We start from the raw sequence: 26,767 nt of genomic DNA, 5'->3' as shown, positions 1-26,767 counted from the left end.
CGATCTCAGTTGGTAGCGGCGTCGGTCAGGGTCAGTTGCAGCGGGGCGGGTCCGGTCAATTTTACCCGTTGGCCTTCCTCCAGGGCCAGACTGGCGCCAAGAATGTCAGCGCGAATCGGCAACTGGCGGGCGTCGACGTCAATCAGGGTAACCAGGGTGACGGAGGCTGGGCGGCCGTAATCGAACAGCTCGTTCAGCGCGGCGCGGATGGTACGGCCGGTCATCAGTACGTCGTCGACCAGAATGATGTGACGATCGTCGACGCTGAACGGCAGTTCCGACGGACGAACCCGTTGCGGCAGGCCGTGCTGCTCGAAGTCATCACGGTAGAAGGCGATGTCCAGCGTGCCCATCGGCGCCTCAGGGGCGACGGCAGCGTGCAGAGCGTCGGCAACCCAGACACCACCGGTATGAATGCCGACAAAGGCCGGGTCGCTGATCTGTCGCGCGCTGAGGTGGGCGCGCAACTGGTCGGCCATGCTGCTCAGCAGGCTGTCGACCGCGGGAAGTGTGCTCATGGTGTCTCCTTGCTCTGGCTGCTCAGCCAGGTCTGCAGCAGCAGAGCCGCGGCGAGGCTGTCGACCGGGTCGTCCCGGTAGCTGCTCGGTGTGCGTCCCTGCGACTTGAGGTGTTGTTTGGCTTCAAAGGTACTCAGACGCTCGTCGACCGTCTCGACCGGCAGCTGAAAGCGGCCGTTCAGGCGGCGGGCAAAGCGGGCGGCGCGTTCGCTCATGTCACTGGCGCTGCCGTCCATGTTCAACGGCAGGCCAACCACCAACACGTTCGGCTCCCATTCGCGGATCAGTTTGCCGACTTGATCCCAGTCCGGCACGCCGTCACGGGCCCGCAGGTTAGTCAGCGGCTCGGCGCTACCGGTCAGGGTCTGGCCAACGGCGACGCCGATCTGCCGGGTGCCGTAGTCGAACGCCATGGCGCGGCGGTGGGTGGTTGGCATCAGGCGTGGCCTGCCTGGCTGGTCAGCAGACTCCAGTCCACGCCAAGTGAGCGCGCCGCGGCGGCCAGTCGCTCGTCACAGGGCAGCGTGAACAGAATGCCGTGATCGGCCGGGCAGCTCAGCCAAACGTTGTCGGCCAGCTCCTGTTCCAGTTGGCCGGCACCCCAGCCGGCATAGCCGAGGGTGATCAGGACGTTGTCCGGCCCTGCACCCTTGGCCATGTCGCAGAGGATGTCACGCGAGGTGGTCAGCGTCAGTGGGCCGAGATCGACGCTGGACTCCCATTTGCGCTCGCCGCCATGCAGCACGAAGCCGCGCTCTGGCTCGACCGGGCCACCGTTGAGTACGGCGACGTCGATGCCGGTAGTGATGTCGGGGGCCAACTGGTCGAGCAGATCGCTCAGGTTGAGATCGCTGGGCTGGTTGATAATCAAGCCCATCGCACCTTCAGTGCTGTGTTCACAGAGGTAGATCAGGCTGTGATCAAAATGCGGATCAGCCATATGCGGCATGGCGATCAGAAAGTGATGGGTGAGGTTGCTGGGGGTTGTTTGCATCATGGCCATAGTATTGAGCCGAAGGCCGGGCAGGGCAAGGCCCGAATTGCCGCGCAGGCCGCTCGCTTGTGGGTCAGAAGCTGGATACCCGGTCGCCCGGTTCGAAGCGCCAGGTGCGGATGATCTCCAGTACGTCGATGTCCATCAGGTCGCCGGTGAAAGGCATGAAAGGCGCTGCCAGGCGGACGATGCGCATGGCGGCCTGATCCAGCACCCGCTCGCCTGAGGACTCAAGGATCTGCACATCGCGCAGGGTGCCGTCGCGGTTGATCTGAACCAGCAGGCGCAGACTGCCGTAAATGCGGTTGGCGCGGGCTTCGGCTGGGTAGTTGAGGTTGCCGACCTGCTCGACCTTGCGGCGCCAGGCATCTTTGTAGAAGGCGCCTTTGTCCTGCATGGTCGAGGCGGCGTTCAGGCGCAGGATACGCGGACGGCGGGCATAGGCCTGGCGGTCTTCGGCCAGTTGGGCTTCCAGGCTGGCGATCTCGCGCGACAGGTCATTCATGTCGAAACGCAACTGGGCTGCAGGCGCGGGTACCGGTTTGGGCGTCGGCGGTGCGGTATCAACGCGTTGCGGGCTGGGTGCGGTGGTGGTTACGGTTTTCTGCTGCACGGGCTCGGGCGGCGGCGCGCTGACCTGGGGTGGCGGACTGATCTGATTGATCTCGCTGTCCTGGAAAGGCGCTTCTTCCGTGGTGCTGGGCGCAGCCTTTTCATCCAGTGTCCCGCTGCCCTGCTGATTCATCTGGGCAAGATAGTCGGCGTCTTCCGGTGGTGCTTCACTGTGCTGGGTGGCGAGGGTGATTTCTAGGCTCTTCGACAGCTCGTTCGGGGTCGGTATGTCGAAAGTGATGCCAAGAATGACCAGGGCATGCAGCACCGCGGCCAGAAACAGGGTAAAGCCGAGGCGATCACGTGGGGTGACGGTCGGTGGTGTGCTGGCGGCAATGGGGGGTGCTGCGTTGTTCATGCGATCCGTGTGCTGGGTGCTGTCACTATCTGCAGCAGTCTGCCCGCGGCGACTGGAAAAGTCCATGTGCTGCGTCACGCCGCCGAACATCTGCGCCCGGCGGCGTGCTGCCAACTCAGCGAGCCTGCAGCAGCTCCTCGATGGCGTCCATCAGGCGACCGCCGATGTCGGTGTCGTAGGCTGCGTCGATTTCGCGGATGCAGGTCGGGCTGGTGACGTTGATTTCGGTGAGATAGTCGCCGATCACATCCAGGCCGACGAACAGCAGGCCGCGCTCACGCAGCGCCGGGCCAACCTGCGCTGCGATCCAGCGGTCGCGCTCGGTCAGCGGTCGCGCTTCGCCGCGGCCGCCGGCGGCCAGATTGCCGCGGGTTTCGCCCTGCTGCGGGATGCGGGCCAGGCAGTAGGGCACCGGTTCACCCTTGATCATCAGGATCCGCTTGTCGCCATCCTTGATCTCCGGCAGGTAGCGCTGGGCCATGATCTGCTGCGTACCGTGCTGGGTCAGTGTCTCGATGATCACGCTGAGATTGGGATCGTCTTCTCTTATGCGAAAAATCATTGAACCGCCCATTCCGTCGAGCGGTTTGAGAATAACGTCACGGTGCCGGGTGGCGAATTCGCGGAGAATGTCCGCGCGGCGAGTCACTACGTGATCCGGTGCACATTGCGGGAATTGGGTGGCGAACAGCTTTTCATTGCAGTCGCGCAGGCTGGCGGGGCGGTTGACGATCAGTACGCCGTCACGCTCTGCCGCTTCCAGAATGTGGGTGGCATAGAGAAACTCGTTATCGAACGGCGGGTCCTTGCGCATCAGGATCACGTCCAGCGAATCGAGCGGCGCCTGCTGTTGTGCACCCAGGTCATACCAGTGATCCGGGTTAGCGTGAACCTGCAGCGGACGTAGGCAGCCCATGGCTTTGCCATTGGCCAGATAGAGGTCCTGGGGCTCCAGATAGAAGAGTTCCCAGTCGCGGGTGCTGGCGGCCAGCAGCATGGCCAGAGAACTGTCCTTCTTGTAGTGGATCGCGTTGATTGGATCCATGACTATACCGAGGCGGATTCGCATAGGATGTGTGCTTTCCTGGCTGTTTCGGAAGGGGAATCGAGTGTAGCGCCAGAGTGTCTGCACAGCCAGTGCGGACAGGTAGGCAGTGTTGCCTCGGAGCCGCTCCGGCTTTATAGATTGACTGCGGAATCTATGCTAAAAGTACGCGGAAAGGGATTTGGCTGGTCGAGGGGTGCCACACAGCAGCCTTCTGAAACGACCCTCCATCAATAACAAAGGCTGGTCTTATGGAAGAAAATTTCGAGAGCCTCAAGGTCATGGTGATTGATGACAGCAAGACGATCCGACGCACGGCTGAGACCCTGCTGAAGAAAGTTGGCTGTAATGTGATCACGGCGGTTGACGGCTTTGACGCACTGGCCAAGATTGCCGACAACCACCCGGATATCATCTTTGTCGACATCATGATGCCGCGCCTGGACGGCTATCAGACCTGTGCCCTGATCAAGAACAACAGCGCCTTTCGGGCTACCCCGGTCATCATGCTGTCGAGCAAGGACGGTCTGTTTGACAAGGCCAAGGGTCGGATCGTCGGGTCTGACCAATATCTGACCAAACCGTTCAGCAAGGAAGAACTGCTGGGCGCCATTCGTGCCCATGTTCCGCAGAGCGGTAGCGTCGCGGGCGCCGCTGGTGCCTGAGCACTAACTCATTCGAAGAACAACCCGGGGGAGTCTGATGGCTCGCATTTTGGTAGTAGATGATTCGCCGACCGAGCTGTACAAGCTGACCGGCATGCTGGAAAAACACGGTTACGAAGTCCTCAAGGCCGAAAATGGCGCTGACGGTGTGGCGCTGGCCCGGCAGGAGAAACCGGATGCGGTGCTGATGGATATCGTTATGCCTGGCCTGAACGGCTTTCAGGCAACCCGTCAGCTGACCAAGGACCCGGAAACTAATCATATCCCGGTCATCATCGTGACCACCAAGGATCAGGAAACCGACAAGGTATGGGGTACCCGTCAGGGCGCCAAGGACTATCTGACCAAACCGGTCGATGAGTCCATCCTGATCAAGACGCTGAAAACCGTGCTCGGTAGCTAGGTGCCGGCACCTTCGATGCCGGATAAGAAAGAGAACAGGGACGGCATGTCAGACACTCAACATCCCTTTGAACTGCTGCAGCAACTCGCTGGCCAATGTCGCCAACAGGCGGCGGGTCTTCCGTCGCAGGACGAAGTCAGCGAAACCTGGAGCGGTGTCGGTTTTCGCCTTGCGGGCCATGTCATGCTGGTCGCCATGGGTGAAATCACGGAAATTCTCCACGAGCCTCGCTACACCGCACTTCCTCGGGTCAAGGCCTGGGTTCGCGGTGTGGCGAACGTGCGCGGGCGTCTGCTGCCGATTGTTGATATGAGTCGCTTTTTCGGTGTGGCCACCAGTGGCGGGCGTAAGCAGCGTCGGGTGCTGGTGCTGGATCGTGACGACCTGTTTGTCGGCCTGTTGGTCGATGAAGTACTGGGGATGCAGCATTTGCCGGTCAGTACCTTCAGTACCGAATTGCCAGAGCTGGAGCCGCGGGTGCGGCCGTATGTGATCGGTGGATACCAGGGGGAGCGTGAGGCGCTGGTGTTCAATTTTCGCGCCCTGGCACGTGATCAGGACTTTCTTGACGTAGCTATCTGATCAGAATTGGTGTGACGTGCGGTTAGCGCCGCACTTGCGCCGGAGCATGTTAGCCAGAAAAAACAGCCGTAGGCCAGGTAGGGGCCAGTAATATGAAGATACTTGATACACAGACGCTGTCTTCCTTGCGAAGCAACCGTACGGTACTTGGCCTAGGCGCCATTCTGTTGCTGTCGCTGGTGTTGCTGATCGCCAACTTCCTGTATCTGAACACGCAGAGCTCGCGTGATACCGAGTACATCGGTCACGCCGGTGAGCTGCGGGTTCTGTCCCAGCAGATCTCCAAGTCGGCAACCGAAGCGGCCACCGGTACGCCGGAGGCCTTTGGTCTGCTGTTGAGCGCACGTAATGACTTCCAGCAACGCTGGGACTTCCTGGTCCAGGGCGACGCCGCTTCCGGTCTGCCGCCGATGCCGGCGAGCATGGCCGACCAGCAGGCACAGCTGCAGAGTGACTGGGACAAGGTACGTCGCAACGCTGATGCGATCCTGGCCAGCCAGACCACAGTACTTTCGCTGCATGAGGTTGCCGCTACCTTGTCTGACACGGTGCCGCAGTTGCAGGTCGAGTATGAAGACGTGGTAGACGTGCTGATCGCCAGCAATGCGCCAGCCGATCAAGTCGCTATCGCCCAGCGCCAGTCTCTGCTGGCTGAACGTATCCTTGGTTCGGTAAACCGGGTACTGGAAGGTGACGAAGACGCGGTTATGGCGGCCGACAGCTTCGGCCGTGATGCCAGCCTGTTCGGGCGGGTACTGCAGGGCATGATCGAAGGTAACGCCAGTATCGGCATTACCAAGGTAGCTGACGCAGAGGCAGCCAGCCGACTGCAGGAAATTCAGTCGCTGTTCCGTTATGTATCCGACTCGGTTGACCAGATTCTGCTGACCTCCCCGGAGCTGTATCAGGTACGGACTGCTGCCAACGACATCTTCACCGACTCGCAGTCGCTGCTGGAGAACGCATCCCGCCTGGCAAAAGCATTTGAAGACAACGCCGATGCCCGTGTTGTCAACACCATTTTGGGCTACGTGCTGGCGGCCATCGCGCTGACCTGTCTGCTGCTGATTGGTATCCAGTTGACCCGTGATACCCGTCTGCGTCTGGACGAGACGCTGGAAAAAACCCAGCGTGACCAGGCGGCAATTCTGCGGCTGCTCGACGAAATCGGCGACCTGGCCGACGGTGACCTGACGGCCCAGGCAACGGTAACCGAGGACTTCACCGGCGCGATCGCCGACTCCATCAACGAGTCCATCGACCAACTGCGTGCGCTGGTAGGTACCATTAACGATACCGCTCAGGAAGTGGAGCGCGCAGCCCAGGAAACACAGGGCACCGCGATGCATCTGGCCGAAGCCTCCGAGCACCAGGCGCAGGAGATTGCCGGCGCCTCGGCGGCGGTAAACGAGATGGCGGTTTCCATTGACCAGGTATCTGCCAACGCCTCCGAATCGGCGGCGGTAGCGGAGCGCTCGGTAGCCATCGCCAACAAGGGTAACGAGGTGGTACAGAACACCATCGTTGGCATGGACACCATTCGTGAGCAGATCCAGGACACCTCCAAGCGGATCAAGCGTCTGGGTGAGTCGTCCCAGGAGATCGGTGACATCGTAAGCCTGATTAACGACATTGCCGACCAGACCAACATTCTGGCTCTTAACGCGGCGATCCAGGCTTCCATGGCTGGCGACGCCGGTCGAGGCTTCGCGGTGGTTGCGGACGAGGTACAGCGCCTCGCAGAACGCTCCTCCGGTGCAACCAAGCAGATCGAGGCCCTGGTTAAAACCATTCAGACCGATACCAACGAAGCGGTAATCTCGATGGAACAGACCACTTCCGAGGTGGTACGGGGTGCTCGCCTGGCGCAGGACGCTGGTGTCGCTCTGGAAGAGATTGAAAAAGTATCGACTAGCCTGGCAGCGTTGATTCAGAACATCTCCAACGCGGCACGCCAACAGGCCTCTTCGGCCGGCCACATCTCCAACACCATGAACGTCATTCAGGAAATTACCTCGCAGACCTCTGCAGGTACTACCACGACGGCGCGCAGCATTGGTGAACTGGCGAAACTGGCCGAGGCGATGCGTCAGTCGGTTGATGGTTTCACACTGCCGCAGGGCGACTAAGCTGAAACGGGCGGCGTCAGACGTCGCCCGAAGACGCTGAGTGCGAGGGTCATACGTGCAGACAACGCAAAACTGGTCGTTGCAACAGCTGCCGGAAATGGACGTGCAGCAGTTTCGTCAGTGGCAAACGCTGCTGGAGGCGCGCACGGGCGTGTGCGTCAGCGATCAACGCAAGACCTTTCTGCAGACCAGCCTGAGCGCGCGGATGCGCGAACTCGATATGGCTGATTATCAGGCGTATTTCGAGCACGTGACCAACGGTGCGGCCGGCGCGGTCGAATGGTCTGCACTGATTGAGCGTCTGACGGTGCGCGAAACCAGTTTCATGCGCCACCGCCCTTCCTTTGATGTGGTTGGTCGTCACCTCGATCAACTGCTGCAGGCGCAGGCCAAGGAGCGTCCTCTGCAGCTATGGAGCGTCGGCTGCGCCAGTGGCGAGGAAGCCTACTCCATGGCGATCATGGTCGAGCAGAGCATTCGACGGGCTGGTGGTCATCCTCCGGGCTACGGCATCTGGGCGACTGACATCAGCCACAAGGCGCTGGAGCAGGGTCGTACCGCGATCTATCCGGGCGGCCGCCTCGGCGGGCTGAACGAACGGGAGCGCCGTGAATGGCTGCAGCCGTTGCCCAATGATCGCCATGAAGTGGCGTATGCCCTGCGTGACCGGGTCTGTTTTGCCCGCTTGAACATTCTTGAACTGGCCCAGGCTCCGATTCAGGACCTGGACATCATCTTCTGCCAGAACCTGCTCATCTATTTCCGCCGCTGGCGTCGTCGCGACCTGTTGAACCTGCTTGCCAGACGGCTGGCTCCAGGTGGCCTGCTGGTGATCGGACTGGGTGAAATCGTGGACTGGAACAACCCGTTGCTCGAACGCCTACCTGATGATCAGGTGCAGGCATACGTGCGCCGGGACAGCAATGGACGTCTGGAGTGAATATGGGTGATCGGCATGATTATGTCGCGCTTGACTGGGTCAAGGGCGAGATATCCGAAACGCTGAATCAAGCGCGACAAGCTTTGGAAGCCTTTGTCGAAAACCCCGAGGACTCGACCCGACTGCGTTTTTGCCTGACCTATATCCATCAGGTTCACGGCACGCTGCAGATGGTCGAGTTCTACGGTGCGGCCTTGCTTGCCGAGGAAATGGAGCAATTGGCCCAGGCGTTGATGAACGGCTCGGCCAGTCGCGAAGGGGAAGCGCTGGAAGTCCTGATGCAGGCGATCCTGCAGATGCCAGCCTACCTTGATCGGGTGCAGACCGGTCGCCGAGACCTGCCTATGGTGTTGCTGCCGCTGCTCAACGACATGCGCACCGCTCGCGGTGACAAGCTACTGTCCGAGAACGCGGTGTTCAGCCCGGCGCTGGATGGTGGCGAGGCCCAGCCGCGGAGTGACGCCGTCGCCGACCTCAGCGACGAGGCCAGCGTACGGCAGCTGCGCAAGCTGCGTCAGGCGCTGCAGATGGCCCAGGCCAGTGTAATCCGTGGTCAGGAGCTGGCCCAGAACAGCCGTCATCTGCGCAATGTGTTTGCTCGCTTGGAGTCGTTGTGTGCCGGGGCACCCTATGCCCAGCTCTGGTCGATTTTTGCCGGCGTGGCCGAAGGGCTCGAGATCGGCAGCATTGAAAACAGCGCCGCTGTACGTCAGCTGCTGCGTCAGGCCGATCAGGAATTGCGTCAGTTGATGGCGCGTGGCGCAACCGCTTTGGAGAGCGCGCCGCCGCGTGAGCTGCTGCGAAACCTGCTGTTTTATGTTGCCAAGAGTGCCGATGGCAGTCCCCGCCTGGATGCCCTGAAAGAGCGTTACCAGCTCAAGGGCACCTGGAGCGAGGAGCAGCGCGCAGTGGGCGACCGCTTGGTTGGCCCGGATCGCGAAGCCATGCACTCGGTCGCATTGGCACTTGGCGAAGAGCTGATGCAGGTGAAGGATCAGTTCGATCTGTTCGTACGCAGCGACCGCCTTCAGCTTGACGGGCTGGAGAACATCCTGCCGGTGATGAAACGCATTGCCGATACGTTGGCGATGCTGGGCCTTGGTCAGCCACGCCGGGTATTGACTGAACAGATCGAGCAGGTCGCCCGACTGGCGTCTGGCGAGTCGGCCATCACCGATGCGGCGTTGATGGATGTGGCTGGCGGCATGCTCTACGTCGAGGCCAGTCTGCAGGGCATTCTGGGCGTCGAGCGTAGCGAACAGGACGGTGGCGGCGACAGCGAAATGCAGGGCCTGGCCGCGGCACAGGACATTGCTCTGGTGCACCAGTTAGTGGTGCAGGAAGCGCGTAACGCGCTCGAGGCAACCCGTGAAGCGATCAACGCGTTCATCGCCAATCAGTGGGATCACGCCCAACTGGCGCCCATCGACGCCCTGTTGACCAGTGTGCGCGGTGGCCTTGCCATGGTACCGCTGGAGCGTGCGGCAGCAGCGGTTTCGGCTTGCCGGCGTTATATCAACGAGCAACTGGTAGGTCGGGAGCTGGTACCGGACTGGACCGCTCTGGACGCGCTGGCTGACGTTATCACCAGTATCGATTACTACCTGGAGCGCCTGGCTGAAGACGACAGCGGCCGTGGCGACAGCATTCTTGATGTGGCGGAAGAGCGTCTCGGACTGCTTGGCTACCATCCGCAGACATTGCCAGAAGAAGAGCCTGCCGATGAGTCAGCGACCCTGTCGCCGGTTCAGGACTCGGCTGCGCCGGAGTTGCCGGTGGAGCCTGAGCCGCTTGCCGACGCCGCCGGCGCACCGCAGGCTGTAGAGCCAGAGCCAGAGCCAGAGCCAGAGCCAGAGCCAGAGCCAGAGCCAGAGGTTCAGTCAGCGGTAGCGGCCGACGAGCCGGAAGATGACGAGCTTGATGACGAACTGATAGAGATTTTTGTCGAAGAGGCCGGGGAAGTGCTGGAAACCCTGGCCGAGTTTACTCCGCAATGGCAGGCCGACCTTGCAGACAACAAGGCGCTCGCTGAGGTTCGGCGCGGTTTCCATACGCTCAAGGGTAGCGGTCGGATGGTGCGCGCCGGGGTGCTGGCCGAGTTGGCCTGGGCCGTCGAGAACATGCTGAATCGGGTTCTGGATCGCAGCATCGAAGCGGATACACCGCTGTTCCAGGTGGTCAACGCCGTACGCGGGTTGATGCCCCGGCTGGTTGAGGATTTTGCTGCAGGCCAGCAGCAGCCGCTGCCAGAGGTTGCCCAGTTGACTGCGCAAGCGGAAGCACTGGCCCGCGGAGAAGCGTTGCCGGAGGCCGGCGAGTCTGCTGCCGAGGTCAGCGCTACAGGCGCGGATACGCCGGAAACGCTGGATCTGGAGCCAGAAGCAGACACACTGAATACCGAAGCCGAAGCCGAAGCCGAAGCCGAAGCCGAAGCCGAAGCCGAAGCCGAAGCCGAAGCCGAAGCCGAAGCCGAAGCCGAAGCCGAAGCCGAAGCCGAAGCCGAAGCCATCGAACTGGTCGATCTGAGCGAGTTTGAACTGCCGGAGCTCGACGAAGTGGCCGTGGCGGATGACGAAACCTTGCCGTTGGCAACGCTCGACGATGACCTGAGCTTTGATGCGGGGGTTGATTCCCCGGCGGTTGACGAGGCTCAGTCGGGCTCTTCCGGGTTGGATGAGCAGGGCGCGCCCGCAGACGAGGTGCCGCCGTTTGAAGATATGCCGGTATTGCCGGACGAGGCTGGTGACGAGATGTCGGCCTCGACGGAGGATGCTCTGCCCGTTGAGTTTGACTCCGCGCCTGCCGACGATGCTGAGGGCGCCGCCGAGCCGGAGCCCGAACTGGATACGGCCGCTGGAATGGACCCGGTGTTGCTGGAGATTTTCCGCAACGAAACCCGTAACCATATCGACCAGATCAACGCCTATCTGCGCGACTGCCGTGACTACGGTACGCCGCGTGCCCTGAGCGATTCGCTGCAGCGCGCCTTGCACACCCTCAAGGGCAGTGCTCATATGGCCGGCATTCAGCCGATTGCTCTGTTGGCCACGCCGTTGGAAAAACTCACCAAGGATTTCAAGGCTAATCTCATCCCGGCCGATCAGGCGTTGGTTGAGCTGCTGGGTGATGCGGTCGGCCTGTTCGAGTCCGGCCTGGAGCAACTGGTCGCTTCGCCGCAGGCGCCGCTCGCCGGATCGGACGAATTTCTGCAGCGTATCGAACAGCTGCGTGATTTGGGACTGAGTGCTCGGGAAAGTGGTCGGGCTGACCTGGAAGGGGCCGCTGGCGCCGACCTGATGTCGATTTTCCTGACTGAGGGCATTGATCAACTGCTGGACGTCAGTGACGAGCTGAACATGCGCACCCCGGGCGTTACGCCCGAGTTCGACAGTCACGAGCTGGCGGCGAGTTTGCGCGCTCTGGCCGAGGTCGCGGCAGAAGTTGAATTGGCGCCGCTGGAGCGACTGGCCGATACCCTTGAGCAGGTGCACGAGCGCCTGCAGGCCGGCCTGCTGAGCCCGGATGAAACGGTCGTCGATGCGCTGGCGGCTGGCCATGAGCGCTTGATCAGCATGATGGATCAGGTTGCGGCCCACCAACACCTGCTGCCCGCCGATGCGGAATTGCAGGCGTTGCAAGCGCTGATCCCCGGTAGCCTGGCTATCGAGCCGGCACCGACAGCGGCCGCCCCGGTTGCGCCGACAGGCGGCAGCTGGAGCCTGAGCGAGGCGGGTACCGATGCCGAACTGGTCGATATCTTCCTGGAAGAAGCGCAGGAAATCATAGATAGCGCCGCAGGCAGCCTGCAGCAATGGATCGCTGACACTGGTAACACGCTGGCGGTAGAAGCATTGCAGCGTGACCTGCACACCCTCAAGGGGGGCGCACGGATGGCCGAGATTCGCCCGATTGGCGATCTTGCCCACGAGATGGAGTTCGTCTACGAAGGCTTGTGTGATCAGCGGTATGAGCCCAGTGAAGGGCTGATTGCACTGCTGCATGCCTGCCACGATGCGCTGGCAGAGATGGTCGAAGGGGTTGTCGCCTCCAGACCCATCAGTGATGGTGCTGCGCTGATCGCCGCTATCAATGGCTTCCGCAAGAATCCCGGGGATGTCCCGGCATTGCCCGGCAGTGAGGCGAGTGTCAGCCCGCAGCAGGAGCACAGACCGGCCGAGCCGGTCCTTGCGCCGCCGATGCAGGGCATGCTGGCGATGTTCGTCGAAGAAGCCCAGGAGCTGCTGGGGCCCTGCGAGTGGTTGTTCGCAGCCAAGGAGAATGATGCCGCCGCTGCGGCAGACCTGCTGCACAGGGTACAGACGCTCAAGGGAAGTGCCCGTCTGGCTGGTCAACACGGTCTGGCCGAGCAAGCCAAGCAGCTCGAAGGGGCCCTTGTTGCCGGTACCGCGCAGGAGTCCGAGCTCACCGCGTTGCAGGATGCGGTTGCGCAACTCGCCGCTGGTAGCGAAGCTCTCGGGCCGGAGCCGGCAACACCGTTCTCGATACCGCCCGCCGCGGTTGCTGTCGCCGATGAGCCGCCGGTCGCCGACGGCATGTCGCTGGCCGACGTCAACGCCGTACTGAAGCAGGCGATGGAGGCTGATGCGCCGGCTGCCGGTGAGGGCAATAAGCGGGCGGCTGCACAGGAAAGCGTTAAGGTCTCCGCCGCGTTGCTGGAAGAGCTGGTCAACCTGGCGGGTGAAACGTCCATTTTTCGTGGTCGCATCGAGCAGCAGGTCACCGACGTTGCGCAGATTCTGGAAGACGTGGAAAGCACCATCGACCGGGTGCGTGATCAGTTGCGTCGTCTCGATATGGAAACCCAGGCGCAGATCCTGTCGCGCCACCAGGACCAGATGGGGCCGGGATACGAAGACTTCGATCCGCTGGAAATGGACCAGTACTCACAATTGCAACAGCTGTCGCGCTCGCTGTTCGAGTCGGCGTCTGACTTGCTCGACCTGAAGGAAACTTTGGCTACCCGCAGCCGTGACGCTGAAACCCTGTTGTTGCAACAGGCACGGGTCAACACCGAGCTGCAGGAAGGCTTGATGCGCACCCGCATGGTGCCGTTCGAGCGTCTGGTGCCGCGCTTGCGCCGGGTGGTTCGCCAGGTCGCCAGCGAGCTTGGCAAGCAGGTCGATATCGCCATCGGCAACGCTGAAGGGGAAATGGACCGTAGCGTGCTGGAGCGCATGATCGGGCCGCTGGAGCACATGTTGCGCAACGCGGTGGATCACGGTATCGAGCTGCCCGAACAGCGTGCCGCCAGTGGCAAGCCGCGTGAAGGACGAATCAGTCTGGATCTGCAGCGTGAGGGTGGTGAAATCGTGCTGACCCTGCAGGATGACGGCGCCGGCATCAACCTTGAGGCGGTGCGGCGCAAGGCGGTCGAACGCGGCCTGATGGACGCCGATACTGATCTCACCGACCAGGAAGTACTGCAGTACATTCTCGAAGCGGGTTTCTCTACCGCCGAGAAGGTGACCCAGATTTCTGGCCGCGGGGTCGGCATGGATGTGGTAAACGCCGAGGTCAAGCAGCTCGGTGGCAGCATGACGCTGACGACCGAGCCCGGCAACGGCTCGACGTTCATCATCCGCCTGCCGTTTACCGTGTCGGTAAACCGCGCGCTAATGGTGTATTCGGGCGAGGACCTTTACGCCATCCCGCTAAACACCATCGAGGGTATCGTACGGGTTTCCGGTTACGAGCTGGAAGCCTATTACGCGCCGGATGCGCCGCCATTCGAGTACGCTGGCAAGACCTATGATCTGCGCTATCTCGGCGATTTGCTGGTAACCGGTCAGCAGCCCAAGCTGTCTGGCCACAGCTTGCCGTTGCCGGTGATTCTGGTGCGGGGCGCCGAACACAGCGTCGCCGTTCAGGTCGATGCACTGGCGGGTTCGCGCGAAATCGTGGTGAAGAGCCTCGGCAAGCAGTTTGCGGTGGTGCCGGGGATTTCCGGTGCGACCATCCTGGGCGACGGTCGGGTGGTGGTGATTCTCGATCTGCTTGCGGTCATCCGCGCCCAGCAGGCACAGCAGGCTCTGCAGCAGCTGGCCGCCGAGCGTGCAGCGCTGGTTGGTGAATACGAAGAGGAGCGACCGACACTGGTGATGGTGGTCGACGACTCAATCACCGTGCGCAAGGTTACCAGCCGCCTGCTTGAGCGTAACGGCATGGAAGTGGTCACCGCCAAGGACGGGGTCGAAGCTATCGCCAAGCTGCAGGACATCACGCCGGATATCATGTTGCTGGACATCGAGATGCCGCGCATGGACGGCTTCGAGGTCGCCACGCTGGTTCGTCACGATCCGCGGCTGGAGAAGCTGCCAATCGTGATGATTACCTCGCGTACCGGCGAAAAGCACCGGGAGCGCGCGCTTGGTATTGGCGTCAACGTCTATCTGGGTAAGCCCTATCAGGAAGCCCAGCTGCTGGAGGTGATTGATCAACTGGTAGAGAGTGGTGGCTGAGCCGGCACCCGGTATTGCATTGCTGGCCTGCCACGCGGGCCAGCGTCAACAGCTGGCGCAGGTGTTGAGCACCTTCGGCTACCGTGTCGTATCCGCCGAGGACCCGTTGTCGTTGCAGCCAGCGCAATTGGCGCTCGTTCAGGCCGATGCCTGGTTGCTGGAGCTGGCAGAGGAATCACCTCTGACCGAGTGGCTGCTTGAGCACAGCGAGGTCCCGGTGCTATTGGGGGCGGGGGAAATTCCTGCCATCGACAGCGAAGATTATCCGCGTTGGCAGTGCCGGCTGTATGCCAAGCTGCAGCCGATGCTGGGCACCCCGGCGCAGGGCCAGGCTCCGAGTCTGGCTGCAACACCGCTGCCCAATCCGGCTGAGCGTGCTCCCTGTATCTGGGTGTTGGGTGCGTCCCTCGGCGGGCCAGCCGCGGTCAAACGCTTTCTCGATACACTGCCGCCGAACCTGCCGGTTGCCTTTGTTTATGCTCAGCATATCGATCCCGGGTTTGAACAGCAGTTGCCCCAGATCATTGGCCGGCAGAACGACTGGCAGATACTCAACTGCCGCCCCGGCAGTCGCCTGCAGGCGGGTGAGGTGTTGGTGGTGCCGATTGCCCAGCGCCTGGGCTTCAGTCGCGACGGCGTGCTGAGTCTCAGTGATGAACCCTGGCCCGGCCCTTATCAGCCGTCAATTGAGACGGTGCTGGACATGGTCTGTCAGCAGTTTGGCCCGGCCTGCGGTGCAATTATCTTCAGTGGCATGGGCGAAGACGGTGTTGCCGCCTGCGGGCGGATGCGTCAGCAGGGTATTGAAGTCTGGACCCAGGACACGCAGAGTGCGGCCTGTGCGACCATGCCCGATGCGGTACGCGATGCCGGCTTCAGCCACCGGCAGGGTTCACCCGAGGAGCTGGCAGCCGCGCTGCAACGCTGGCTGGCGCAGGAATGGTCTGCGGCCAGTTGAGCAACAACATTGATCATCATGAGGGAATGGGGACATGGCGTCTGATGCGCTGGAGACACTGAACAGCTTGATCGTACCGCTGCGTGAGCAGTCGTTGCTGCTGCCGAACGTGGCAGTGGCCGAGCTGGTGGGCTTCCGTCTGAGCGAGGCGGCCAGCCATGGGCCGGACTGGTTCCTCGGCTGGACCCTGTGGCGTGAACAGCAGGTGCCGATGGTGGATCTCGACCTGTTGATGGGCGACACCGCAGACGCCCCGGAAGTATCGCCGCGGACGCTGATTCTCAACGCCATTGGTGGTACGCCCGGGGTGCATTTCATTGCGCTGCGGGTCTGGGGCATTCCCCGTTCCCGCAAGCTGCAGCGTGGTGATCTGACGACAACGGCCAGCGCAACCGAGTGGACACTGCAGCAGGTCAGCCTGAGCGATGAGCCGCAGGATCTACTGATCCCCGATCTGCAGGCGCTGGAACAGGCTCTGGATCAGGCGGGGCTGTTGCGCCGGGCCAGCTGAGCAGCACCGCCGCTCAGTCGCTCAACGGAAAGCTCAGTCGCGCCTCGGTACCGCCGCCGACCCGATTGAGTAGCTGCACCTGTGCGCCGTGGCTATCGGCAATTCGCTTGACGATGGCCAGCCCCAGTCCGGTTCCCTTGGTCGACCGGGCCTGGTCACCTCGAATGAAGGGGCTGAACAGGGCATCGTTTTCGAGAATCTCTACCCCGGGGCCGCGGTCCAGCACGCTGACGGTCAGCAGGCGCTCGGCGCCAACGCGGGTGACGTAGGTGCAGACTTCAACGCCGGTGCCGCCATGCACCAGCGCATTATCGATCAGGTTGATCAGTACGCGCTTGAGCGACAGTCGACGGAAGGTGAGGTGGGGTACCTCGGCCAGACACAGCCTGACCACCTCGCCATTGCTGTTCAGCGGGGCGACTACCTCGCGAATCAGCTCGTTGATGTCTCCTTCCTCGGTTGGCTCGGCGCTGCCGTCACGAATGTAGCTCATGAACTGCTCGAGGATGGCGTCCATGTCCTCGATGTCGCGAATCATGCCGTCAGTCAGTTCGGGCTCGGCGTCTGACAGCAACTCGGACGACAGCCGCATGCGGGTCAGCGGGGTGCGCAGATCGTGGGAAACGCCGGCCAGCAGCATGGTACGGTCGCGGTTGGCCTGCTCGACGTCTTGTGACATCTGATTGAACGCCCGATACACCTCGGAAATCTCCGACGGCCCGCTGGTGTCGAGCAGTCGTACGCTCTGGCCACGGCCGATACGCTGGGCGGCGCGTTCCAGCATCTTCAGTGGATGGTTGAGTTGACGCACCAGTAGCCAGGCGGCGGCAGTCGAGAGCATGCCGATAAGCGCCAGCCAGGTGACCACCAGCCAGACCCGCTGACCGCGCAGTGGATGGGCGTACAGCGGCACCTTGAGCCAGTAGTTGCCGTAGATCGGCTGGTGAATCCAGACCGCCGGTTGCGCCTGGGTTTGCACCCGAACCTCGGTCTGATCGCCCAGCTCGTCACGCAACTGATGGGTGAAGATGCCGGAGTAAGGCCAGTGCACCTCACCCTGCGGCACCTGCTCGGGCACCATGATACGGATACCGGTCATTTCCTCGATGTCGCGGCGCGCATCCGGTCCACTGGCCCAGTAGGCGCGCACCAGCATCGCGGTGCCGTGGCTGTACTGGCGGTCAACCAGCAGGTCCTCGTTGCTCAATAGGTAGATCAGCGTCAGCACCTGGGAAAACAGGGTGACAATCAGCACCAGCAGGATGGTGCGGCCGAAGAAACTACGTGGCAACAATGGGTGCCAGCCGGGTCCGCCCTTCACGTATTCTGACCGTCCGGCACGAAGACGTAGCCAACACCCCAGACAGTCTGGATGTAACGCGGCTTGGACGGATCGGGTTCAAGCATGCGGCGCAGGCGGGAGATCTGTACGTCGATCGAACGTTCCAGTGCATCCCACTCGCGACCACGGGCCAGCTGCATCAGCTTGTCACGGGTCAGCGGCTCGCGCGGGTGACGTACCAGCGCTTTGAGCACGGCGAACTCGCCGGTGGTCAGCATGTTCACCTCGTCGCCGCGCTTGAGTTCACGGGTTGCGAGGTTGAGAGTGAACTCGCCGAAGGTGACCTGATCGTCGTCAGTGCTCGGCGCACCCGGCACCTGCGGTGCCTGGCGACGCAGTACAGCCTTCATGCGGGCAACCAGCTCGCGGGGGTTGAACGGCTTGGGCAGATAGTCGTCGGCACCGATCTCCAGCCCCTGGATGCGGCTGGTCTCATCGCCCTTGGCCGTCAGCATGATGATCGGCGTGGTGTTGCCCTCGGCCCGCAGGCGTGCGCAGGCGCTCATGCCATCTTCCCCGGGCAGCATCAGGTCGAGCACGATCAGCGAATAGATTTCACGGGCCAGCAGACGGTCCATCTGAGCCACATCTTCCACGGCGCGAACGCGGTAACCCTGTTCGCCGAGAAAGCGCTCGAGCAGCCGTCGCAACCGCACATCGTCATCGACAATCAGAATTTTTTCGCCTTCGTCAGCCATGTATCACCTATCGGAGTGAGTGAGCCTGCATTGTGACCCAGCCCCCGTAGCTTGCGGGCTGGCCATTGTTACAAGAGGTTTCTTTTTACCCTGTTATGACGCCATCATCCAGCCGCTTTATGAAGGCCGACCACGGGCGCATCTGTCGGTTATACTGCCCGGCCTGTCATAGCCAAGAGTGGAAGTGTCTCCCCATGCAGAGTATTGCCTCGCGCATCGCCAGCGAACTGTCGGTTCGCCCCGAGCAGGTTGCCGCTACCGTCACCCTGCTGGACGAGGGCGCCAGCGTCCCGTTTATTGCCCGTTACCGCAAGGAAGTAACCGGTAGTCTGGACGACACCCAGTTGCGCTATCTCGAAGAGCGCCTGCGCTATCTGCGTGAACTGGAAGACCGGCGTACCGCGGTGCTCTCGAGCATTGCCGAGCAGGGCAAGCTGAGCCCGGAGCTGGAACGCGATATTCGCGAGGCCGACACCAAGACCCGGCTGGAAGACCTCTACCTGCCCTACAAGCCCAAGCGCCGCACCAAGGGCCAGATCGCCATTGAGGCGGGCCTGGAGCCGCTGGCTGATGCGTTGTTTGCTGATCCGATGCTGGATCCGGAGAGCACCGCTGCCGGTTATGTTGATGCCGATAAGGGCGTAGCGGACGCCAAGGCCGCTCTGGATGGGGCCAAGTACATCTTGATGGAGCGCTTTGCCGAGAATGCCAGCCTGCTGGAGCGCCTGCGCGGTGCGCTGCGTGATGACGGTCGTGTCGTGTCCCGGGTGGTTGTCGGCAAGGAGCAGGAAGGCGCCAAGTTTGCCGACTATTTCGAATACGATGAGCCGCTGAAGAAGGTGCCGTCGCACCGCGCGCTGGCGATTCTGCGCGGCCGCAACGAGGGCGTGCTGAGCATCGCCCTGGAATTGGGCGACGCCGAACCGGCGCCGGGTACCATGCATCCCTGTGAGGCACTGGTGGCTGAGACCGTTGGCATCGTCAATCAGGGCCGCGCGGCTGATCGCTGGCTCAACGAGGTTGTGCGCTGGACCTGGCGGGTCAAGCTGCTTGGCCATCTGGAAACCGAACTGCTCGGCGAGCTGCGCGAAGCCGCCGAAGACGAGGCGATCCGCGTATTCGCCAGCAACCTGAAAGACCTGCTGCTGTCGGCCCCGGCCGGCCCGCGCGTTACGCTGGGCCTCGACCCGGGGTTGCGTACCGGGGTCAAGGTGGTGGTGGTTGATGCCACCGGCAAGCTGCTCGACACCGCCACTATCTTCCCCCATGCGCCGCGCAATGACTGGGACCGCTCGCTGGCGACCCTGGCGGCGTTGTGCAGCAAGCATCAGGTTGACCTGATTGCCGTCGGCAACGGCACCGCCTCGCGTGAAACCGACAAGCTGGCTGCCGACCTGATCAAGCTGTGCAGCGGGCAGAAAATGCAGAAGGTGATGGTCTCCGAGGCGGGCGCGTCGGTGTACTCGGCCTCCGAGCTGGCGGCCCGTGAGTTTCCGGATCTGGACGTGACCTACCGTGGCGCGGTGTCCATCGCCCGCCGTCTGCAGGACCCGCTGGCCGAACTGGTGAAGATTGAGCCCAAGGCAATCGGCGTCGGCCAGTATCAGCACGATGTTTCTCAGGTGAAGCTGGCACGCGGGCTGGACGCGGTGGTTGAGGACTGTGTGAACGCGGTCGGCGTCGATCTGAATACCGCGTCCGCGGCGCTGCTGACCCGGGTCTCCGGCCTGAACCCGAGCATCGCCCAGAACATCGTCGATTACCGCGATAGTAACGGTGCCTTCCGCAACCGTCGCGAGTTGCTCAAGGTTAGCCGCCTCGGTGAAAAGACCTTTGAGCAGGCCGCGGGCTTCCTGCGGGTGATGAACGGCGACAACCCGCTGGATGCCTCGGCGGTGCACCCGGAGGCCTATCCGCTGGTCGAGCGGATTGCCGAACAGACCGGCCGTGATGTCCGCGGTCTGATCGGTGACTCGACCTTCCTACGCAAGCTGGAACCGGCGCGTTACACCGACGAACACTTTGGTATCCCGACTATTACCGACATCCTGCGCGAGTTGGACAAGCCCGGTCGCGATCCGCGCCCCGAGTTCAAGGCGGCCGAATTCCAGGAAGGGGTCGAGAGCCTGAAGGACCTCAAGCCGGGCATGACGCTGGAAGGGGTGGTTACCAACGTGGCCAACTTCGGTGCCTTTGTCGATATCGGCGTGCATCAGGATGGTCTGGTGCATATTTCCATGCTTTCGCACCAGTTCGTCAAGGACCCGCGTGACGTGGTCAAGGCCGGTGACATCGTCAAGGTTAAAGTACTTGAGGTGGATATCCCGCGTCAGCGCATCAGCCTGACCATGCGCCTGGACGACAAGCCTCAGCCCGCCGGCGAACGCCAGCAGCCGGGTGAGCGCAATCGTGGTCGGCAGGGCGCACCGCGCGGCAACAGTGCGCGCCCGGCCGACGCGGGCGGCACCTTCGCCAACCTGTTTGCCAATGCCAAAAATCTGAAGAAGAAATGATCCCATGAGCGAATTGCATCCGGCATTGGCCGCCTTTGCTGCCGAGCGCAGCAGCGCCTTCACCGCCCTGGTGGGCATCGAGTTTGCCGCGATTGAGCGTGGGTTATGTACCCTGCGCCTGCCGATTGACGATAAGCACTTCAACTCCACCGGCCGGGTGCATGGCGGGGTGGTGTTTACCCTGCTGGACTCGGCGATGGGCGCTTCCGCGTTCAGTGTGCTGGAACCGCACGAAAGCACCGCCACCATCGAGTGCAAGATCAACTACACCCGGGCGGTTACCGGCGGTGTGCTGGAATGCACCGGCAAGGTGATGCACGCCGGTACGCGCACCATCGTCGTGGACGGTGAGGTGTGGCAGGATGGCGTGCTGGTAGCCAAGTGTTTGGGGACCTTCGCTCGTATCTGAGCGGCGCCTTGCGGTCTTTCTATACTGATTAAACGGGTCGACGACGTACGTCGATCCATTGCCTAAGGAGTGACGCTTTGTCACCACTGCTCCGTGAACGCCTCGCCCTGCTGGCGACACCCGCGAACCGCTCGTTGCTGAGCGACTGTCAGCACGGTATCGAGAAGGAAAGTCTGCGTATCTCCGCCGACGGGACGCTGGCGCAGACGCCGCACCCGCAGGCGCTGGGTTCAGCGCTGACCCATCCACGGATCACCACCGACTACTCCGAAGCGCTGCTGGAGCTGATTACGCCGGTCAGCAAGGGGATCGAGGAGCTATTCGGCCAGTTGGACGAAATTCATCGCTTTACTTATGGCGAACTGGGCGATGAGCGGCTGTGGACTGAGTCTATGCCCTGTCGTCTGCCGGCCACCGATGAGGCGATTCCGATTGCCTGGTATGGCACCTCCAACGTAGGCACTCTGAAATACGTTTACCGGCGCGGGCTGGCGGTGCGTTACGGCAAGGCGATGCAGTGCATTGCCGGCATTCACTACAACTTCTCGCTGCCGCCACAGCTGTGGCAGGTCATGCAGGCTAAAGAGGGCGATACCCGCAGCGCGCAGGACTATCAGTCCGAGCGTTATTTCGCACTGATTCGCAATTTCCGCCGCTATGCCTGGTTGTTGATGTATCTGTTCGGTGCCTCTCCCGCAGTATGTGCCAGCTTCCTGCAAGGTCGAGATCACCGGCTGCAGCCGCTGGGTGAGCACAGTCTGTACCTGCCGTGGGCGACTAGCCTGCGGATGAGCGACCTGGGCTACAACAACAACGCCCAGTCCGGTCTGAACGTCTGCTACAACAGTCTCGACAACTACATCAACAGCATGCTGGATGCGATCAGCCTGCCTTACGCCCCGTATGAGGCGCTGGGTACCCATGACGCCAACGGCGAATGGCAGCAGCTCAATACCAACCTGTTGCAGATCGAAAACGAGTTCTACAGCCCGATCCGCCCCAAGCGGGTCGCCAACAGTGGTGAGAAGCCAGTGCATGCCCTGCGTGAGCGCGGAGTCGAGTACATCGAGGTTCGCTGCCTGGATATCGATCCCTTCGTGCCGCTCGGAATCGAGCCGGCGACAGCCCGTTTCCTCGACAGTTTCCTGCTGTTCTGCGCGATCAACGACAGCCCCGAGCTGAGCGACAGCGAGTGTGAGCAGGCGGCGGGTAACTTCAGTCTGGCGGTCAAGCGCGGCCGCGAGCCCGGCCTGATGTTGAGCGACAATGGCAGCGAACGCAGCCTGGTCAGCTGGGGCGAGTCTTTGCTGGACGGAATTTCCGCCTGCGCAGAACTGCTCGACCAGTCACAGGGCGGTTCGGCGTTTCTGGAGTCCGTTGCCGTTCAGCGCGCCAAGCTCAAGGATGCGTCGCTGACGCCGTCGGCCAAGGTGCTGGCGGCGATTGCCGAGCACGGCGACAGCTTCTTCCGCTTTGCCCTGGCGCAATCCGAGGAGCACAGCCAGAATTTTCGTGCCCGCCCGCTGGATAGCGATGCGCAGGAGCGAATGGCCACTGAGGCGACCGCATCACTGGCGGAGCAGGCAGCGATTGAAGCGGCAGATGACGTCGACTTCGATACCTTTGTGGATCGTTATCTGAGTCAGCAGGCCTGATATACCGGGGGCCTAAGCCCCCGCAGTTGTCACTGCACGATCAGGTTGGTGAACAGCAGGTCATCGACCAACGGGTCACCTTCTTCCTCTTCCAGTACCTTCTGTACGGCGGCCAGCGCGCTGGCCCGCAGTGCTTCCTTGCCTTCCAGCGTGCTCAGGTTCTCTGGCAGCTGTTCGCTGAACAGGAAGACCAGCGCGTTGCGGATCAGCGCGTCATGGTAGTGGATACGCTCGACCGCAGCCGGGTCGTCAGTGCGCAGTGCGACATCGGCCTTCAGATACTGAATCCGCGGGCCGGCGCCCAGGGTGCCAACGAAGGCGGGCTTAAGTTCGACGTATTGGGCTGTGGGGGCTGCGGCTTCCTCTTCCGCCAGAACCGGGGTAGCAATTAACGTCAGGGCCAGCAGCAGGGTAGTGAGGGGGTTGCGATGCATCGGACTGAAACTCCATTAAAGTGCGCACAGGATAGCCGAGGTGCGGTTCAGCGCCAAATAGCCGTGCCTTTGACCTTATGCGAACCTATCACTTCAGGGCATGGTGATTGACCCTGTAGCCGGGTTCACGTCTAGACTGTCGCCATTGCTCAGCTTAAGCCAAGGAGACAACAATGAAAGCGGTACTGTGCAAAGCCTACGGCCCTGCCAGCAGTCTGGTGCTGGAAGAGACTGCTGATCCGGTTGCCAAGAAAAACGAAGTCGTCATCGACATCCACGCTGCCGGCGTCAACTTCCCCGACACCCTGATCATCGAAGGCAAGTATCAGGTCAAGCCGCCTTTCCCGTTCTCCCCGGGTGGTGAAGCGGCTGGCGTGGTTGCCAGTGTTGGCGAGAACGTCAAACACCTGAAAGTCGGTGATCGGGTAATGGGTCTGACCGGTTTCGGCAGTTTTGCCGAGAAGGTCGCTACCGACGCGATGCGCGTGCTGCCAATGCCGGCCGACATGGATTATGTTACCGCCGCCGGTTTCAGCATGACCTACGGTACTTCCATGCACGCGCTGAAGCAGCGTGGCGAACTCAAGCCGGGTGAAACCCTGCTGGTGCTGGGCGCTTCTGGCGGCGTTGGTCTGGCTGCGGTTGAACTGGGTAAAGCCATGGGCGCGCGCGTCATTGCTGCTGCCTCCAGCGCTGAAAAGCTGGAAGTCGCCAAGGCCGCTGGTGCTGACGAGTTGATCAACTACAGCGAAGTCAGCCTGAAGGATGCGGTCAAGGAACTGACCAACGGCCAGGGCGCTGACGTGATCTATGATCCGGTCGGTGGCGACCTGTTCGACGAAGCCGTGCGCTGCATCAACTGGAAAGGCCGTCTGCTGGTTGTTGGCTTCGCCAGCGGCCGTATCCCGGAATTCCCGGTCAACCTGGCGCTGCTGAAAGGCTCGTCCATCGTGGGTGTGTTCTGGGGTGCCTTTGCTGCCCGTGAGCCGCAGGTCAATCTGGAGAACTTCCAGGAAATGTTCCGCTGGTACAGCGAAGGCAAGCTCAAGCCGCTGGTCTCCAAGACCTTCGAGCTGAACGAGTACGAAGCTGCGCTGAACATCCTCAGCACCCGTCAGGCGGTGGGCAAAGTGGTCGTCAAGACCCGCTAACGCCAGCCGCAGGCTGGCCCTGGTGGGAAGCCACAAGCGGCAAGCTACAAGAAAAACCCGCGCGGTGTTGAATCGCGCGGGTTTTTTCATGGGCGCGACGACACTCTAATTCCTAAATACCATGTGGCAGCATCAATGCCAGGGACAGACTGAGCGGCTTGCGGCTGGGCGCGCTAAAGCGCGCCCCCATACCCCTGCTGGCGCCAGGCCTCGTAGATCAGTATTGCTGCACTGTTGGACAGGTTCAGGCTACGGCTGTTGGCCTGCATCGGAATACGCAGTACCTGATCGGTTGGCAGTGATTCACGTACATCAGCTGGCAGGCCGCGGCTCTCCGGCCCGAACAGGAACAGGTCGCCCGGTTGATATTCAGGCTCGCTGAACCAGCGGGTGCCTTTGGTGCTCAGTGCGAACACTCGGTTCGGTTGCACCTGTTCCAGACAACTGGTCAGATCCGGGTAACTGCGTACGGCGGCAAACTCGTGGTAATCCAGCCCAGCGCGGCGCAGGCGCTTGTCATCCAGTTCAAAACCCAGCGGTTCTATCAAGTGCAGCTGGCAGCCGGTATTGGCGCACAGGCGGATGATGTTGCCGGTGTTCGGCGGGATTTCGGGTTCGAGCAGGGCGATATGAAACATGGCTGGCGGCTACGCAAGGGCGGAGCGGTAGGCTACCCGGTTGGAGCGGCAAGCTTCAAGTAGTCCGTGGTGCTGCGAGCGTTGGTGTTAGTCCGAAGGCTGGAAGGGTTTGGGTTTTCTTGTGGCTTGTAGCTTGAGGCTTGCAGCTCAAAAAAAAGGCGACCCCAGCCTGCCTGAACCGAGGTCACCCCAAATACACCCATTAGTCATTTAGCATCAAGCGTGCCAGTTTTCTTGCAGGTGTACTTTATTCGCTTTCATCGTCGTCGGAACCGTCGACATTCATGCCCAGTTCCTTGATTTTGCGGGTCAGGGTATTTCGGCCCCAGCCCAGTAACTGCGCGGCATCCCGGCGTCTGCCGGCGGTGTGCTTGAGGGCCGTTTCGATCATGATGCGTTCAAATGCGGGTACCGCGATATCCAGCAGGTTGGTGACGCCGCGAGCCAGTTCCTGATCGGCCCAGGTGCGCAATCCGTGCTCCCAGTGCCCATCCGGCGCACTGTCCTGGTGCTGGGTGAGCAGTTCCGGGGGCAGGTCCTCGATCAATACCTCGCGGCTGGACGCCATGACGGTGATCCAGCGGCAGGTGTTCTCCAGCTGGCGCACGTTGCCGGGCCACGGCAGGTTGCGCAGGTAGTCCTGGGTTTGCGGCTTCAGGGTCTTCGGCTCGACGGCCAGTTCCTGCGCGGCGCGTGCGAGGAAGTGCTGGGCCAGGGCCGGGATGTCTTCGCGGCGTTCGGCCAGTTTGGGAATATGGATGCGGATGACGTTGAGGCGGTGGAACAAATCCTCGCGGAACTTGCCAGCTTGCACCAGCCCTTCCAGATTCTGGTGGGTGGCGGCGATGATGCGCACGTCGACTTTGATCGGTGTGTGGCCGCCTACCCGGTAGAATTCGCCATCGGCCAGTACCCGCAGCAGCCGGGTCTGGGTTTCGGCGGGCATGTCGCCGATCTCGTCGAGGAACAGCGTGCCGCCGTCGGCTTGCTCAAAGCGGCCACGGCGCTGTACGGCGGCGCCGGTAAAAGCGCCTTTCTCGTGACCGAACAGCTCGGACTCCATCAGGTCCTTGGGAATCGCCGCCATGTTCAGGGCGATGAAGGGATTGTGCGAGCGCGGGCTGTGGCGGTGCAGAGCGTGGGCGACCAGCTCCTTGCCGGTACCGGATTCACCGTTGATCAGCACGGTAATATTGGAGTGCGACAGACGGCCAATGGCGCGGAAGACTTCCTGCATGGCCGGCGCTTCACCAATGATCTCCGGGGTACGGGTCTGCAGGGTTTCTTCTTCCTGCGCCTCCTGCTCGTGGGTATGGGCCAGAGCACGGCGTACCAGAGCAACGGCTTCGTCTACGTCGAATGGCTTGGGCAGGTATTCGAACGCACCACCCTGATAGGAGGCGACGGCGCTGTCCAGGTCGGAATGGGCAGTCATGATGATGACCGGCAGTTTCGGATAGCGTTCGCGCACGGTCGCCAGCAGGTCCAGACCGCTGGTGCCAGGCATGCGAATGTCGCTGATCAGAACATCCGGGTGCTGACGCTGCAGGCGTGCCAGTGCGGCGTCTGCGCTATCGAAGGCGACCGGCTCCATGCCTTCCTGTTGCAAGGCCTTCTCCAGTACCCAGCGGATGGAACGATCGTCATCAACGATCCAGACGTTCTCGGCACGATTCTGTGAGCGGGTCATAAAACAGTTCTCCAGTTCCGGTTTCACCGGCAGGCAGTTGAGG

At 61.9% G+C, this 26,767-nt stretch carries 22 protein-coding genes; 12 read left to right on the top strand and 10 right to left on the bottom strand.

What is annotated here, in order from left to right:
* Window positions 1–5: 5 nt before the first annotated feature.
* The 5 genes from pyrR to gshB all read right to left on the bottom strand — a co-directional run bounded on the left by pyrR (window position 6) and on the right by gshB (window position 3,551).
* Window positions 6–518 (bottom strand): bifunctional pyr operon transcriptional regulator/uracil phosphoribosyltransferase PyrR, encoded by a 513-nt coding sequence (gene pyrR, locus C1949_RS00500; RefSeq protein WP_104736516.1) that lies wholly within the window; start codon window positions 516–518, stop codon window positions 6–8.
* Window positions 515–955 carry a Holliday junction resolvase RuvX gene (gene ruvX, locus C1949_RS00495; RefSeq protein WP_229744326.1) on the bottom strand — a complete coding sequence of 147 codons (441 nt, stop codon included), beginning with the start codon at window positions 953–955 and terminating at the stop codon, window positions 515–517. Before ruvX ends, pyrR begins: the two co-directional genes overlap by 4 nt.
* Entirely contained in the window at window positions 955–1,515 is a 561-nt protein-coding gene (locus tag C1949_RS00490) for a YqgE/AlgH family protein (RefSeq protein ID WP_104736818.1), read from the bottom strand. Before C1949_RS00490 ends, ruvX begins: the two co-directional genes overlap by 1 nt.
* Before the next feature lie 70 nt (window positions 1,516–1,585).
* Window positions 1,586–2,482, bottom strand: a complete 897-nt coding sequence (locus C1949_RS00485) for an energy transducer TonB (RefSeq protein WP_104736817.1) — start codon at window positions 2,480–2,482, stop codon at window positions 1,586–1,588.
* 115 nt (window positions 2,483–2,597) lie between these two features.
* Window positions 2,598–3,551: a glutathione synthase gene (gene gshB / locus C1949_RS00480; RefSeq protein ID WP_104736515.1), complete on the bottom strand. Its 954-nt coding sequence runs from the start codon at window positions 3,549–3,551 to the stop codon at window positions 2,598–2,600.
* 227 nt (window positions 3,552–3,778) lie between these two features.
* Between gshB and C1949_RS00475 the strand changes: the two genes are divergently transcribed.
* From C1949_RS00475 to C1949_RS00440, 8 genes are all read left to right on the top strand, one after another.
* A complete protein-coding gene (locus tag C1949_RS00475; protein ID WP_104736514.1) occupies window positions 3,779–4,192 on the top strand; it encodes a response regulator in 414 nt (137 codons plus the stop codon).
* Between the two features lie 37 nt (window positions 4,193–4,229).
* Window positions 4,230–4,595: a twitching motility response regulator PilH gene (gene pilH, locus C1949_RS00470; RefSeq protein ID WP_104736513.1), complete on the top strand. Its 366-nt coding sequence runs from the start codon at window positions 4,230–4,232 to the stop codon at window positions 4,593–4,595.
* A 45-nt stretch (window positions 4,596–4,640) separates the two neighbouring features.
* Window positions 4,641–5,177, top strand: coding sequence for a chemotaxis protein CheW (locus C1949_RS00465; RefSeq protein WP_104736512.1), 537 nt, complete (start codon window positions 4,641–4,643; stop codon window positions 5,175–5,177).
* A 92-nt stretch (window positions 5,178–5,269) separates the two neighbouring features.
* Entirely contained in the window at window positions 5,270–7,306 is a 2,037-nt protein-coding gene (locus C1949_RS00460; protein WP_104736511.1) for a methyl-accepting chemotaxis protein, read from the top strand.
* 55 nt (window positions 7,307–7,361) lie between these two features.
* Window positions 7,362–8,246 (top strand): CheR family methyltransferase, encoded by an 885-nt coding sequence (locus C1949_RS00455; RefSeq protein WP_104736510.1) that lies wholly within the window; start codon window positions 7,362–7,364, stop codon window positions 8,244–8,246.
* Window positions 8,247–8,248: 2 nt separating this feature from the next.
* A complete protein-coding gene (locus C1949_RS00450) occupies window positions 8,249–14,725 on the top strand; it encodes a hybrid sensor histidine kinase/response regulator (RefSeq protein WP_104736509.1) in 6,477 nt (2,158 codons plus the stop codon).
* The gene (locus tag C1949_RS00445) at window positions 14,718–15,683 is read left to right on the top strand and encodes a chemotaxis protein CheB (protein ID WP_104736816.1); all 966 of its coding nucleotides are present in this window, start codon (window positions 14,718–14,720) and stop codon (window positions 15,681–15,683) included. The genes C1949_RS00450 and C1949_RS00445 overlap by 8 nt, the downstream gene beginning before the upstream one ends.
* A 34-nt stretch (window positions 15,684–15,717) precedes the next feature.
* Window positions 15,718–16,194, top strand: coding sequence for a chemotaxis protein CheW (locus C1949_RS00440; protein WP_104736508.1), 477 nt, complete (start codon window positions 15,718–15,720; stop codon window positions 16,192–16,194).
* Window positions 16,195–16,207: 13 nt separating this feature from the next.
* On the opposite strand, the gene C1949_RS00435 is transcribed toward C1949_RS00440, so the two are convergent.
* The gene (locus tag C1949_RS00435) at window positions 16,208–17,515 is read right to left on the bottom strand and encodes an ATP-binding protein (protein ID WP_229744327.1); all 1,308 of its coding nucleotides are present in this window, start codon (window positions 17,513–17,515) and stop codon (window positions 16,208–16,210) included.
* Window positions 17,512–18,234, bottom strand: a complete 723-nt coding sequence (gene ompR / locus C1949_RS00430) for an osmolarity response regulator transcription factor OmpR (protein WP_104736507.1) — start codon at window positions 18,232–18,234, stop codon at window positions 17,512–17,514. Before ompR ends, C1949_RS00435 begins: the two co-directional genes overlap by 4 nt.
* Window positions 18,235–18,428: 194 nt before the next feature.
* Between ompR and C1949_RS00425 the strand changes: the two genes are divergently transcribed.
* The 3 genes from C1949_RS00425 to gshA all read left to right on the top strand — a co-directional run bounded on the left by C1949_RS00425 (window position 18,429) and on the right by gshA (window position 22,811).
* The gene (locus C1949_RS00425) at window positions 18,429–20,747 is read left to right on the top strand and encodes a Tex family protein (protein WP_104736506.1); all 2,319 of its coding nucleotides are present in this window, start codon (window positions 18,429–18,431) and stop codon (window positions 20,745–20,747) included.
* A gap of 4 nt (window positions 20,748–20,751) precedes the next feature.
* Complete coding sequence (locus C1949_RS00420; protein ID WP_088276073.1) at window positions 20,752–21,156, top strand: PaaI family thioesterase; 405 nt, start codon at window positions 20,752–20,754, stop codon at window positions 21,154–21,156.
* Window positions 21,157–21,233: 77 nt separating this feature from the next.
* Complete coding sequence (gene gshA / locus C1949_RS00415; RefSeq protein ID WP_104736505.1) at window positions 21,234–22,811, top strand: glutamate--cysteine ligase; 1,578 nt, start codon at window positions 21,234–21,236, stop codon at window positions 22,809–22,811.
* A gap of 29 nt (window positions 22,812–22,840) precedes the next feature.
* Here gshA and C1949_RS00410 read toward each other — a convergent pair whose 3' ends face one another.
* Entirely contained in the window at window positions 22,841–23,245 is a 405-nt protein-coding gene (locus C1949_RS00410) for a flagellar basal body-associated FliL family protein (RefSeq protein WP_104736504.1), read from the bottom strand.
* A 173-nt stretch (window positions 23,246–23,418) separates the two neighbouring features.
* Here C1949_RS00410 and C1949_RS00405 point away from each other — a divergent pair, with 173 nt between their 5' ends.
* Window positions 23,419–24,396, top strand: coding sequence for an NADPH:quinone oxidoreductase family protein (locus tag C1949_RS00405; RefSeq protein ID WP_104736503.1), 978 nt, complete (start codon window positions 23,419–23,421; stop codon window positions 24,394–24,396).
* Window positions 24,397–24,569: 173 nt separating this feature from the next.
* Here C1949_RS00405 and trmL read toward each other — a convergent pair whose 3' ends face one another.
* Window positions 24,570–25,034 (bottom strand): tRNA (uridine(34)/cytosine(34)/5-carboxymethylaminomethyluridine(34)-2'-O)-methyltransferase TrmL, encoded by a 465-nt coding sequence (gene trmL, locus C1949_RS00400; RefSeq protein ID WP_104736502.1) that lies wholly within the window; start codon window positions 25,032–25,034, stop codon window positions 24,570–24,572.
* A 247-nt stretch (window positions 25,035–25,281) separates the two neighbouring features.
* Window positions 25,282–26,724, bottom strand: coding sequence for a nitrogen regulation protein NR(I) (gene ntrC, locus C1949_RS00395; RefSeq protein WP_104736501.1), 1,443 nt, complete (start codon window positions 26,722–26,724; stop codon window positions 25,282–25,284).
* Window positions 26,725–26,767: the final 43 nt, after the last annotated feature.

It is taken from the genome of Halopseudomonas oceani (genome assembly GCF_002903165.1).
Taxonomy (GTDB): Bacteria; Pseudomonadota; Gammaproteobacteria; order Pseudomonadales; family Pseudomonadaceae; genus Halopseudomonas; species Halopseudomonas oceani.
This window is presented reverse-complemented; position numbering and strand designations above follow the sequence as displayed.